Source organism: Mariprofundus aestuarium (assembly GCF_002795805.1).
GTDB lineage: Bacteria > Pseudomonadota > Zetaproteobacteria > Mariprofundales > Mariprofundaceae > Mariprofundus > Mariprofundus aestuarium.
On the sequence record NZ_CP018799.1, the window covers coordinates 1567236 to 1579899 of the forward strand.

Here is a 12664-nt window from a genome sequence, read left to right on the forward strand (position 1 = left end):
AAGGTTATAGATCATCACAACATATTTCACAACCTAGATATATATAGGGGCTTGCAAATTACCCCCCTCATAGACAACCTTTCGTTCAGATTCTCAATTGCGAGGCTCCTCATGGATAACGATAAATTCATTTCTATCATCGACAATGCCACAGAAAAGTTTCGTGGCGACATCACTCATTTAAGCCGTGCAATAGGCATGCTTGCCGTTGGGCGCCGCTTAGGATGGCGAGTGACCTATCTCATTTATAGTCGAGCAACTGTTCGTAAGTACGAGAAACTTCTTTATGTAAGCATTCAAGATGTATTGCCTGAGAAAGGAGATTTGGCTGAAAAATCTCTTGCAGGAAAAGCTCTTAAGAAAGTCGACAACTTTTGGAAGGCCGTAAAGGGAGAAATCCCAGGTATTCGATCAACTATGACCACCCAGGACTAGTGTCTATTGACACGCCCCTAGGGGAACTGTAACTTGCACCTATTCCACGCTGGAGGTGCAAAGATGAAATGGATTACAATAAAAAAACTTAGTGACCTAACCGGGTACTCTGAGGATGCAATCCGAGCCAAAATTAGAAAAGGTGTTTGGTTAATGGGACTTCATTGGATCAAGGCTCCAGACGGTCGGGTTTTGTTTAATCCTCAAGCCATTAATTCTTGGGTCGAAGGCCATTAATCATGGGGGCCAAGTTAAGAGGGAAAAGCATACAGGTTGATTTTTCATATCAAGGCCAGCGATGCCGTGAAACCTTGAAACTTGAACCAACAAAAGCACACCTTCTATTCGCAGAGCGAAAGCATGCAACAATTCTACATGAAATTGCCATAGGAACATTCGATTACAGAAAGCACTTCCCAAATAGTAAACGCGCACTTCAATTTTCTGGCAGTCAATCCGGCACTCAATTAGTTAAAGATGCCCTCCTCTCTTACCTGGCCGATAAAAAGATAAGAATAGCAAACTCCACTTACGGCTCTTATGAAACTGCTGTTAGATGCCACTTAATACCAGCATTTGGGCAGATGAGAGTAGAAGATTTGTCTACACAGGTAATCCGCCATTGGCTTGGTGGACTTACCACTATTAAAAACAAACGAATAAATAATGTCTTAATTCCCCTGCGCGCCATTCTAGATGATGCTTTCGCAGATGGTTCTATAGACCGGAATCCGATGGATAGAATAAAAAACCTAAAAGTCAGAACACGTGAGCCAGAGCCTTTCGATGATGTTGAGCAGTTAGCAATTGTTAGTGCAGCTTCAGATCAAGGCATTGCTAACGCAATCCAGTTTGGTTTCTGGACAGGGCTACGAATCGGCGAATTGATTGCTTTGCGGTGGAGCGATATTGATTGGAGATCAGATACAGTTCACATAAGACACAACAATGTTCGTGGCCTAGAAAAAGGAACTAAGACAGAGGCGGGCAATCGAAGCATTGACCTACTTCTACCAGCATTAAAGGCACTTCAATGCCAAAAGAAAATCACTTTCAATCAAAACGATTATGTATTTCACAACCCTAATACCAACCGCAATTGGAATGATGATATCAAGTTCAGGAAAATTGCCTGGGAACCAACAGTAAAGCGAGCAAAGATACATTATAGAGAACCAAAGCAGATGAGACACACATATGCTTCTATGATGCTAACAGCAGGTGAAAATATCGCATGGGTATCTCAACAGCTAGGTCACACCTCGATTCAAACCACATTGAAAAGGTATGCTCGATGGATTCCAAAAATGAATAACGGGTCAGGAACTAAGGCAGTAGCGATGTTTTCTAAATCTACTCAGAACGACACAATTTTGGCACAAAAAAAAACGGAAGCCCGTAAGCTCCCGTCTTTATTACACTTATATGGTGGCGCTTCAGGGACTCGAACCCCGGACACATGGATTATGATTCCACCGCTCTAACCAACTGAGCTAAAGCGCCGTTGAATGTGGCGCGAAGTATAGGAAGCCGATTCGCTTTGGCAAGACTCATTTCCTATCTTTTTTTATCAGCTAGATCGCCATTGTCTAACATGCGATGAGCATTGTATTCATGTGTGCCCGGCTTATTTATGGGCTGCCTTGAACATATCCCTGGTAACAATCTTTTTCTGCAGCCATGAGGCCCACTTCTCAGCCGCGGCTTTCACTGCAAAGCAGCCGCACTGGTGGGAGTGATTACTAAACCATACATGTGCCTCATAGTGGCAATCGCTGTTCTCTTTCTGATCTTTGATGAATACCATGGCCTCTGCCTCCGGATAAATGTAAGTATATTATTATTTGATAATATGTCAAGTGGCAGATTGTCGCAGTTAACCAGCATCCCTCGTCTTTCGCCTGATACGAAAGAGGCCTGAGAACACCCATTGTTACAATGGCCTTGCTGCTTTGCTATCTTTCGCAAAGAAGTTTGAATGATTGAAGGCGGCTGAGGGAATCGGCACTTCAATTTAACGAGGGGAAACGATTGAGCACTTCCGAAACGCCACAGAATAAACCGAAACGCATTCTTTCCGGCATGCGCCCTACAGGCAAACTGCATCTGGGCCACTATAAAGGTGTACTTGAAAACTGGCTGAAGCTGCAGGATGAGCATCAATGCTTCTTCTTCGCTGCAGACTGGCATGCCCTGACAACAGACTACGCCAACCCGTCCATCGTCAAGGATACGATCTGGGATATGCTGATCGACTGGCTGGCTGTGGGCGTAGACCCGGAAAAGGCGGTTGTCTTTATCCAGTCAGAGGTGCCTGAACATGCAGAGCTGCACCTGCTCTTCTCGTTTATGACCCCCCTCTCCTGGCTGGAGCGCGTACCAACCTACAAGGATCAGATCGAGCAGCTTCGTGAAAAAGATCTCGGCACCTACGGCTTCCTCGGTTATCCGCTGCTGCAGGCGGCTGATATCCTGATCTATCGCGCTGATGGCGTACCGGTCGGTGAGGATCAGGTACCGCATGTGGAGCTGACCCGCGAGGTAGCCCGCCGCTTTAACCACCTCTACCGTCAGGGCATCCCTCCCCTCTTTCCCGAACCCGCATCGATGTTGATGCCTGCCGCCAAGTTACCGGGGCTCGATGGCCGCAAGATGAGCAAATCCTACGGCAATACCATTGAGCTGGGTGAAGAATGGAAGGTGACTGAGAAGAAGGTTAAAACCATGCCTACCGACCCGGCCCGCGTGCGTCGTGATGATCCGGGTAATCCCGAGAACTGTCCGGTATGGGACTTCCACAAGGTCTACTCCACCGAAGAGGAGCGTCAGTGGGTTAAGGAAGGGTGTACCACCGCAGGTATCGGTTGTATCGACTGCAAGATGTGCATGCTCAAACACCTTGAAGAGGAGCTGCAACCAATCCGTGAGCGGCGCATCGAGATCGCTTCCCGACCGGACGATCTCAGGGATATCGTACGTGCCGGCAATGAACGGGCCCGCCATGAGGCCTCCCGCACCATGGAGAAGGTGCGTAAAACGCTGAAGATGGGCTATCGCGTATGACAGGAGCAGTGCAGGCGCCTCTGATCCACCATGAGGAAGTAGAGCAGCGTGCACTGCCACCGGTCCAGCTGGATAAGTTCGAGGGACCACTGGATGTTCTTCTGCATCTGATCCGCAGTCAGGAGCTTGATGTTTTCGATATTCCGCTGGCCATGATCACCAAGCAGTATCTGGGTATTCTTGAGGCTCAGGAGGAGCTTGATCTGGAGATCGCCGGTGATTATCTGGTGATGGCCAGTACCCTGATGCAATTGAAATCGCGTATGCTGTTGCCGCGCCCTGAAATGGATGAAGAGGGTAACCAGATCGATCCGCGCGCTGAGCTTGCAGCGCAGCTGATTGCATACGAACAGTATCGCATGCTTGCTGAGGAGCTGAACGAGCGGCCACGCATGGGCCGCGATCTATTTGTCCGCTCCATCTTCCCTGAAGCTGATGAGGTAGAGCGGCCATTGCCCGATGGCGATCTCGATGCCCTTCTGCTGGCCTTCCGAGCAGTACTCAAACGTGTCGGTGGCGAGGTTCGCCATCAGATTTTCTCTGAAACCATGAGTGTGCGCGAACGCATGGGAATCGTGCTAGAACGACTGCAAAGCGGCGGCATGCAGCTGGATGAGTTGCTTACCGGTGAGCCCGGGCGTGAAGCGCTGGTCACCACGGTACTGGCCATTCTCGAACTGTGGCGCCAACAGACAATCACCGTAATCCAAAGTGAAAATTTCGGCTCCATCACCTTGCTTCTGAAGGAGAAAATGCAATGAACAACGCAACACAGCTCTGTTCCCAACTTGAGGCAGTCATACTGGCAAGTGATGAGCCGATCACCCTGGCAAAGCTGCGCAGCCTGCTTGACGAAGAAATTAACTCCTCTGATATCCGCGAAGCACTCAGCGAACTCGAGGCGCACTATCAGGATCGCGGCATCAGGCTGGAAAAAGCAGCCGGTGGCTGGCAGTTCCGCACAGCACCTGAACATGCCGAGATTATTCACACCATGTGGGAGATAAAACCGCAGAGGTTGTCACGTTCATCACTGGAGACCCTGGCAATCATCGCTTATCGCCAGCCGACCACACGTGCTGAGATTGAAGCATTAAGGGGTGTTAAGGTATCGAGCCAGATGATCGCCACGCTGCAAGAGCGCGGCTGGATTAAGGTACTGGGGCGCAAGGATGTTCCGGGGCGGCCTCACCTCTACGGCACCGGCAAACAGTTCCTCATCGACTTTGGACTGGAATCACTGAAGGATCTGCCGGAATCGGCACAGTTAATGGATGAGGATGAGATCCAGCAACTGGTGATGGAAAATATTGAACAACCCACGGAAGAAAATGAAACAGACGAAGAAACCAACCAGGCAGCCTGAACAGAAGCGTAACACCAGAGCCTCCAAACCAACGGAACAGAAGGGCAAGAGCAGGGTCTCTAAGCCATCTGAACAGCATGGTAAGGGTAGAGTCCCTAAAGCAACTGAACTGCGAGGTAAAGGCCGCCCTCAGGGCAAATATCAGAACAAATCCAAGCCAGCAAAAAATCTGGACCCGGTTGTTGTCGACCTCAGTTCCGGCGAGCGCATCAATCGCTACCTCTCCAGCTGTGGCCTCTGCTCCCGACGCGAGGCTGATCGCTGGGTAGAGGCAGGTCGTGTGTCGGTAAACAATGAGATCTGCAAAGAGCCCGGCATTAAGATCCAGCCCGGCGATATTGTCTGTGTCGATGGTGAACCTGTTCTGCAGCAGACCAACTTCACCTATCTTCTGTTGAACAAACCCAAAGGGCAGCTCTGCTCACGTCGCGATGATAAGGGACGCCCCCTGATTTACGACACGCTCGATGTTGCACCTAATGTGCAGTCAATTGGCAGGCTCGACATGGATACTGAAGGGCTGCTGATACTCACCGATGACGGCAATCTAACACGCGCACTGACCCATCCCGGTGCCAAGGTGCCTCGTGAATACCGTGTGCGTGTGGCCGGTCAGGTTTCGCTGGAGACGCTGGAGAAACTGCGCCGTGGCGGTTTCGACATTGGTGAAGGTGATAAGTGTGACGGCTGGGAGGTATCGGTAAATTCCGAAACCAAGGGGCACACATGGCTGACTGTGGTAATTCTTCGTGGTCGCTGGCGCGAAGTGCGCCGAACCTTTGAGGCGGTCGGTCACCCGGTTCGCAGGTTGATGCGCATTCGTTTTGGCACAGTTAAACTCGAAGAGGGGATGCCACTTGGCAGCACCCGAAAACTTAACAAGAACGAGATCAAACGACTGCGCACCAGCTATATTAAAGACGATCAGGACACAGAGTAGCGTTGAGAAAACCCTCCCCACTTCAGATCTATCAGCTGCTATACAAGGTGTACGGACCACAGTACTGGTGGCCTGCTGACAAACCATTTGAGGTGATGGTGGGTGCAATTCTCACCCAGAACACAAGCTGGACCAATGTCGAGATGGCAATTAATAACCTGAAAGCGAAAAAGATGCTTCATTACGCTTCGATTGCCAGCAGCAATCACGAGCAGCTTGCTGAGGTTATTCGCCCCTCCGGCTTCTTCAATCAGAAGTCCGACCTACTGCAGCGCTTCTCCCTCTTCTATATGAATCAGGGTAAAACATCCGGCCTGAAAAAGTGGCCGAAAAGCACCCTGCGCAAGCAGCTTATTGATATATCTGGCATTGGGCCCGAAACGGCTGATTCCATTCTTCTCTATGCACTGGATAAACCGGTATTTGTCGTGGATGCCTACACCCGGCGAATTTTTACTCGCCTTGGGCTGCTACCTGACAAGATCGATTACGATGGAATCCAAAACTATTTCCAGCAACGACTGGCGCCTTCTCTGTTAATGTTTCAGGAGTACCATGCGCTTATCGTCGAACACGCCAAACGCCACTGCCGTCCAAAACCGGTCTGTGATAACTGTCCGCTACACACGATCTGTGCAACTGCACGGCAAGACAGCATGCCATCGGAAAACTCACTGACCGCGTAAAAGAGTAGATCATCCGTTTAAAGTTTGACGCCAATGCTGGTGGCAAAGGGAACCACAGGAGATAGGCTGCCGTCATGTGGTTTGAGCCCCCTCTCCCTCTATCTTCGCTGCCAAGTGAGCCCGGTGTTTACCGCATGCTCGATGGTGAGCGCAAAGTGCTCTATGTCGGTAAGGCACGAAATCTGCGAAAGCGGGTTTCAAGCTATTTCCAGCAAATGCCTGATTCACCACGCACGCAGGCGATGGTTCAGCAGATTCGTGACCTTAACTTCACCGTTACCGCGTCAGAGGCTGAGGCGCTGGTACTCGAACATAATCTGATCAAGCAACTCAAGCCACGTTACAACGTGCTGATGAAGGATTCAAAGTCCTACCCCTACATCCTGCTTACCGATGAAGCCTATCCCAAACTGCACCTCTATCGCGGTAAACGAACGCTTTCCGGCGAGTACTTCGGCCCCTTCCCCAATGCCGGGGCAGTGCATCAGACACTGCATGTCATGCAGTCGATTTTCCGCATCCGCGATTGCGAGAACGGGGTATTTAACAACCGCTCGCGCCCCTGCATGCAGCATCAGATAGGTCGCTGTTCTGCCCCCTGCTGTGATCTGGTCAGCCAGGATGAATATGGATCGCAGGTGGGTGAAGTTCGCCGCTTTCTCAAGGGCGAGGATGAGGCGCTATTAAAATCATGGGAGTCGGAGATGCAGCAGGCTTCCGATGTCATGGCGTTTGAAAAGGCGAGCTTGCTGCGCGATCGAATTCGGGCACTGCGCTCCATTCTTGCCGGGTCTGAGCAGAGCACCCTGCCCGATAGTGCCGATGTGATCACGCTAATCCGTCACGCATCCGGTGTACTGGCCAGCATCGGAGTGCGTCGCTCCGGTCACGATCTGGGCACCCATACCCTGCGCATCGCACAGGCAGCGGATGCAGAAGATGCCGAAATCCTGCAAAGCCTTCTGATCGAGCGCTACAGGGATGATCTGCCACCGAACGAGATTCTTGTGACCTGCTTGGACGCCGAATGCCGTGAACTGCAACGGCTGCTGCGACTGCTGCATCCAAAATGCAAATCGAATGTGAATCACCCCCAGCGTGGCGGAAGAAAACAGTGGCTAGAGCAGGTGCTGCATTCGGGGCGCCAGATGCTCTCAAGCCGCAGAAGTGAAGACCAGCAGCCAGCCTTTCAGGCTCTGGCCGAGCTACTCTCGGTTGATTCACCTGAACGCATTGCAGCTGTAGATAACGCTCATCTGGGTGGTAAACAGATGGTTGCTGCTATCACCTTTGCCGGATGGCAGGGGCCTGAGAAAGAGCTCTACCGCCGTTACAAGCTCGATGGTATCTCCGCCACCGCTGATGTTGGAGAAGGTGATGACTATGCGGCCATGGAAGCCGTGCTTACCCGTTTCTTCCGTGCCATCAATGAGGAGGCCATTCCCTGCCCCGACCTGATGCTGATCGATGGTGGCCGCGGTCAACTGGGCATAGCGATGCAGTGCGCTGCCAGTGCAGGCCTTCACGATCTGAAATTGCTCGCAGTCACCAAGGGGGATGGGCGCAAGCTCGGTGAAGAGACACTCTGGCCCGGCTGGCTGGAGAGCGGAGAAGGCGGCATTGGCAAACCCCTGAAGCCGGGTCGCCACTCCCCCGCACTGCTTCTGATTGCCAGGGTACGCGACGAGGCACACCGCTTTGCCGGCGCCTATATGCGCAAACGCAAAAAGAAGAGCATGTTCACCTCGGCACTCGATACCATACCCGGCATCGGGCCTGCCAAACGCACCGCACTGCTCAAACATTTCGGTGGTATCGAAGGGGTAAAAATGGCCGGACGGGCGCAGCTGGCCCAAGCACCCGGCATCTCCGACGGGCTTGCCGAACGCATCTTTATCGCGCTACATAAATAATTGCAGCGAACTACGAAAGCACCATAAAAAGCCTGATGTAAAAACAGTTCTGAACGCCTATACTCGCAAGCCTATCATTGGACATCTCGGGAGCAGCTATGAACAGCACAGGCAGTAAAACCATTCAAATCTCGGCGTTAATGGAGAGCAGCGGTGTTAAATTCGGCACCAGTGGCGCCCGTGGCCTTGCCGATGACATGACCGACTACGTCTGTTACGCCTACAGCCTGGCCTTCTTGCAGTACCTTCTTGAAAGCCACCAGATCAGCACAGGAGACAGGGTAGCCATTGCCGGCGACTATCGCCCCAGCAGTCCGCGCATTATGGCTGCAGTTGCCAAGGCCGTTGTTGATGTCGACTGCGAGCCAATCAACTGTGGTTTTATTCCTACACCTGCCGTTGCCTGTTATGCGATGAACCTGAATCTTGCCAGTATCATGGTAACCGGCAGTCATATTCCGGATGACCGCAACGGCATCAAGTTTTACAAGCCAGCAGGTGAAATCCTCAAGGCGGATGAACAGCTCATGTGCAGCCGTGAAGTGGAGATCAAAGAGGGGCTTTTCGACTTGCACGGCAATGCATTAGCAACCTCACTTCCTACAGAACAAGCGAACGCCTACCGCGATTACGTGCAGCGCTACCTCGACTTTTTCCCAGGCGATTGCCTGCAAGGATACAAAATCGGCGTTTACGAGCACTCCAGCGTGGCCCGCGATATCCTTGGTGAAGTCATTGAGGGGCTGGGAGCCGAGGTGGTACGCCTGAACCGCTCCAAGAAATTTATACCTGTCGATACCGAAGCAATACGTCCTGAAGATGTGGCTCTCGCACTTGAGTGGTCACGGGAGTATGAGCTCGACTGCATTGTCTCTGCCGATGGTGACGGTGACCGTCCACTGGTATCGGATGAGAATGGTGAATGGTTACGCGGCGATGTCGCAGGCATCCTCTGTGCCCGCTTCCTCGGGGCAAAACATGTGGCAACGCCGGTCTCCTGTAACAGTGCCGTTGAGAAGTGTGGCTGGTTCAATCAGGTTGATCGCACCCGTATCGGCTCCCCATTTGTTATCGCAGCCATGGATGAGGCTGTAGCAGCAGGATCTGAAAACGTAGTGGGTTATGAGGCCAACGGTGGCTTCCTGACCGCCTCCGATATCGAGCTGAACGGCAAAAACCTGACTGCACTGCCAACCCGCGATGCAGTGATTGTGCCGCTGGCGATTCTGATGCTCGCCAAAGAGTACAACGTATCCATCACAGGTCTGCTGAAACAACTTCCCCAGCGTTTCACCAGCAGTGATCGCCTGAAAGCGTTCCCTACTGAACTCAGCCATCAGCGTCTGAATCCGCTCAGCAGCGAGAATAACGAAAACAACAAACGCGAGGCAGAGGCCATACTCGGCGATCTGTTTGGTGAAGTAGTCGCCATCGATAATACCGATGGCGTACGCATTACCTTCGCCAGTAATGAAGTGGTCCACTTGAGACCCTCTGGCAACGCACCTGAACTACGCTGCTACAATGAGGCGGATTCTGAACAGCGGGCAGTTGAGATGAATAAAGTCTGCCTGGCTCTTCTCGAAAGCTGGAGGAAATAGCAGAAAGCTTCTCTCTTCGCTGAAGGTGGCCGGCAAGGTAGTGTTCGCCGGTGCCTGACATCATCCTTACCACACTCAATGCCCGCTATACCCATAGCTCCATCGGCCTGCGCTATCTCTTTGCCAACCTTGGTGACCTGCAAAGCCGGGCATCAATCATGGAGTTCGTCATCAATGACAATGTGCAGGATATCGCCGAAAAGCTTCTGGTACGGAAACCCTCCATTATCGGCATCGGCGTCTATATCTGGAATGCGAACCAGTGCCGCGAACTTCTGGAGACCATCAAGAAGGTATCACCACAAACTATCGTAGTACTCGGTGGCCCGGAGGTGAGCTACACCCCGTTTCGTGTCAACTTCGATGCAGCCGACTATATCATTCAGGGTGAAGGCGATCTCGCTTTCGGCGCACTCTGCAGGATGACTCTGAATAACAATAACCCTGTTGAGCGCATCATCAAAGCGACACCTGTCAATCTGGACGAGATCGAACTCCCCTATCGCTATTACAGTGATGAGGATGTGGCCAACCGTTACATCTATGTAGAGGCATCACGTGGCTGCCCATTCCTCTGTGAATTCTGTCTCTCCTCAATTGATAAAAAGGTGCGCCCCATCTTTCTCGACAAGTTGCTGGATGAGTTCGAACTGCTATGGCAACGCGGTGTGCGCAGCTTCAAATTTATCGACCGCACCTTTAACCTCAACGTTACTGTCGCCAACCGACTGCTCGATTTCTTTCTCGACAAAGAGGCGCCTTACTTCGTCCACTTCGAGGTAATTCCGGATCATTTCCCTGGAAGCGTCAGGGAGCGTATCACCCGTTTTCCTGCGGCCTCGCTGCAGCTGGAGATCGGTATCCAGACGCTCAACCTTGAGGTGGCACGTAATATCAAACGCAACCTGAAGCTTGATAAGGTTGAGGAGAATATCCGTTTTCTTGAAACCGAGACCAGCGCCCACATGCATCTCGACCTGATCGTGGGACTACCCGGTGAGAGCATTGAAAGCTTCGGCAATAACCTGAATCAGCTCTGCGCCATGACCCATTCAGAGATTCAGATTGGTATCCTGAAAAAACTCTCGGGCACTTCCCTTTCCCGCCATGATGAGATCTTCGGCATGGTCTACAGCGACAGGCCGCCTTACGATATCCTGAAGAACAACGAGCTCAGCTTTGATGATATCCAGCGCATGAAACGCTTCGCCCGCTTCTGGGATCTCTTTTACAACAGCGGCAACTTCAAACAGAGCATTTCACTGCTCTGGCCGGAGGGTAAGGTATTCGAGGGCTTCTACGCCTTCTCGCTCTGGGTTTATGGTGAAACTGCATCCACCTGGAAAATCTCACTCGACCGACTTGCCCTGCTTCTCTTCCGTTATCTCACCGAGCAGTGCGCTCACGAAGCAGAATCACTGGCTAAGCTTTTGATCGGCGACCTGATGAAGATTGAGGGTCGCAATATGCCGAATTTTCTTAAACCCTACCGTCAATCCACCCCCGAAGTGAAACAGGTTCTCTCTGCCCACAACAAACGGCAGCTCCGACATGTTTAGGTGAATATGCTTCTAAAACAAGACCGTAGTTACCATTACAGCTTAAAGCACGGGGTTGTACATTTCTGCTCAAGTTGGTGAGTAATCTGCTCAATCTGACTTTTGCTTAATGGGGTATTGGCGCGCGCGCTTTCAATGAACTCCAGGTCAGCACCATTCGTAATACCGATTTCATCTGATTTAACCTGATGATCGATATGCCATCCGGGAACAACGAGCAGGGGATGAACATGAACCTCTTCACCTAGGGCATCGATTAGCCACTGCTTGAACCACTGAGCCTGTTGTGTTGCCTCATCGATAGCCTTTGCGTCTGTATGATCAGGGAAAATCAGTTGATTGCCATCAAACACCACCTCTGAGTCTGCAGTTTCGGCACCTCGATCCAGTTTGCTGCATGCTTTGGTTTTAACGGTGAAAACGCCGGAGGGGCCGATCAGGATATGGTCTATATAGAACCCCTTGGCCTGAACATCGTGATAAATGTAGAACCCTTTCCGCTTCAACGGATCAAGCAGTTGTCCTGCTGAAATTTCACCATCCAGGGCAAGCCGAACATTATGTCTCTGTGCTGCAAGTCTCATCAGTTTCACTATGGCGAAAATGATCATCAAGGCACCTAAAGTCGTTGAAAAGCCAGTTCTAAATACTGTCTCTTCCAGCCCGGAAAAATATGACAGCGTGATGTGGGCTGCAAAAAAGTACATCGGCACACCAGTTATCAGTATGATGAATCCCATAAAGCTTTCATCGATCTGCTCTAGCTGTAGCCGTAAGCTGTAGCCGGGTTCTCTGAGGCAGTTCTGGGTAAAGGGGCTCCGCACCTTATTCTTTTTGAGTTTGTAATAGGCAAAGAGCAGTGCCGCTATTAACAAAGCCGGTAAAAGTATCGCTGCAAGAATCGGTAACAGTGTAGTCATGCTCGCAACCTACAACCATAAAACATTGGTTTACCTACCAGGGAGTTGAGCCCACTCCTGCAACTCATACAATAGTCCCAAGATCTCATTCCCGGTCCATGCGATGTAAAGGAATGTTAGAAATATAAATACCAAAAATGCATAAATAATCCACTTGTCATACGTTATGATTTCCTTAAAG

The 12664-nt window shown here is 51.2% G+C and carries 12 protein-coding genes, 1 tRNA gene and 1 pseudogene; 11 read left to right on the plus strand and 3 right to left on the minus strand.

Annotation, left to right across the window (positions count from 1 at the left end):
• Window positions 1-111 precede the first annotated feature (111 nt).
• The 3 genes and pseudogenes from Ga0123461_RS07655 to Ga0123461_RS12795 form a co-directional block, all read left to right on the plus strand.
• The gene (locus Ga0123461_RS07655) at window positions 112-435 is read left to right on the plus strand and encodes a hypothetical protein (protein ID WP_100278743.1); all 324 of its coding nucleotides are present in this window, start codon (window positions 112-114) and stop codon (window positions 433-435) included.
• Window positions 436-498: 63 nt separating this feature from the next.
• Window positions 499-672 (plus strand): excisionase family protein, encoded by a 174-nt coding sequence (gene xisR, locus Ga0123461_RS07660; protein WP_100277791.1) that lies wholly within the window; start codon window positions 499-501, stop codon window positions 670-672.
• Between the two features lie 2 nt (window positions 673-674).
• Window positions 675-1718, plus strand: a pseudogene (locus Ga0123461_RS12795) (Arm DNA-binding domain-containing protein); the annotation flags it as partial.
• A gap of 143 nt (window positions 1719-1861) precedes the next feature.
• Here the strand turns inward: Ga0123461_RS12795 and Ga0123461_RS07670 are convergent.
• A tRNA-Met gene (locus tag Ga0123461_RS07670) sits at window positions 1862-1938 on the minus strand.
• A gap of 124 nt (window positions 1939-2062) precedes the next feature.
• Window positions 2063-2242 carry a hypothetical protein gene (locus Ga0123461_RS07675; RefSeq protein ID WP_100277792.1) on the minus strand — a complete coding sequence of 60 codons (180 nt, stop codon included), beginning with the start codon at window positions 2240-2242 and terminating at the stop codon, window positions 2063-2065.
• A 224-nt stretch (window positions 2243-2466) separates the two neighbouring features.
• Here Ga0123461_RS07675 and trpS point away from each other — a divergent pair, with 224 nt between their 5' ends.
• The 8 genes from trpS (at window position 2467) to Ga0123461_RS07715 (ending at window position 11563) form a co-directional block, all read left to right on the plus strand.
• The gene (gene trpS / locus Ga0123461_RS07680) at window positions 2467-3498 is read left to right on the plus strand and encodes a tryptophan--tRNA ligase (RefSeq protein ID WP_100277793.1); all 1032 of its coding nucleotides are present in this window, start codon (window positions 2467-2469) and stop codon (window positions 3496-3498) included.
• Window positions 3495-4259 carry a segregation and condensation protein A gene (locus Ga0123461_RS07685; protein ID WP_100277794.1) on the plus strand — a complete coding sequence of 255 codons (765 nt, stop codon included), beginning with the start codon at window positions 3495-3497 and terminating at the stop codon, window positions 4257-4259. Before trpS ends, Ga0123461_RS07685 begins: the two co-directional genes overlap by 4 nt.
• Window positions 4256-4864 (plus strand): SMC-Scp complex subunit ScpB, encoded by a 609-nt coding sequence (gene scpB, locus Ga0123461_RS07690; protein WP_100277795.1) that lies wholly within the window; start codon window positions 4256-4258, stop codon window positions 4862-4864. The genes Ga0123461_RS07685 and scpB overlap by 4 nt, the downstream gene beginning before the upstream one ends.
• Window positions 4830-5804, plus strand: a complete 975-nt coding sequence (locus Ga0123461_RS07695) for a pseudouridine synthase (protein WP_100277796.1) — start codon at window positions 4830-4832, stop codon at window positions 5802-5804. Before scpB ends, Ga0123461_RS07695 begins: the two co-directional genes overlap by 35 nt.
• 2 nt (window positions 5805-5806) lie before the next feature.
• Window positions 5807-6490 (plus strand): endonuclease III domain-containing protein, encoded by a 684-nt coding sequence (locus Ga0123461_RS07700; protein WP_100277797.1) that lies wholly within the window; start codon window positions 5807-5809, stop codon window positions 6488-6490.
• 74 nt (window positions 6491-6564) lie between these two features.
• Window positions 6565-8403, plus strand: coding sequence for an excinuclease ABC subunit UvrC (gene uvrC / locus Ga0123461_RS07705; RefSeq protein WP_100277798.1), 1839 nt, complete (start codon window positions 6565-6567; stop codon window positions 8401-8403).
• 98 nt (window positions 8404-8501) lie between these two features.
• Window positions 8502-10004: a phosphomannomutase gene (locus Ga0123461_RS07710; protein WP_100277799.1), complete on the plus strand. Its 1503-nt coding sequence runs from the start codon at window positions 8502-8504 to the stop codon at window positions 10002-10004.
• Window positions 10005-10054: 50 nt separating this feature from the next.
• The gene (locus Ga0123461_RS07715) at window positions 10055-11563 is read left to right on the plus strand and encodes a B12-binding domain-containing radical SAM protein (RefSeq protein WP_100277800.1); all 1509 of its coding nucleotides are present in this window, start codon (window positions 10055-10057) and stop codon (window positions 11561-11563) included.
• Window positions 11564-11598: 35 nt separating this feature from the next.
• Here the strand turns inward: Ga0123461_RS07715 and Ga0123461_RS07720 are convergent, their stop codons facing one another.
• The gene (locus Ga0123461_RS07720) at window positions 11599-12483 is read right to left on the minus strand and encodes a nuclease-related domain-containing protein (protein WP_100277801.1); all 885 of its coding nucleotides are present in this window, start codon (window positions 12481-12483) and stop codon (window positions 11599-11601) included.
• Between the last annotated feature and the right edge of the window lie 181 nt (window positions 12484-12664).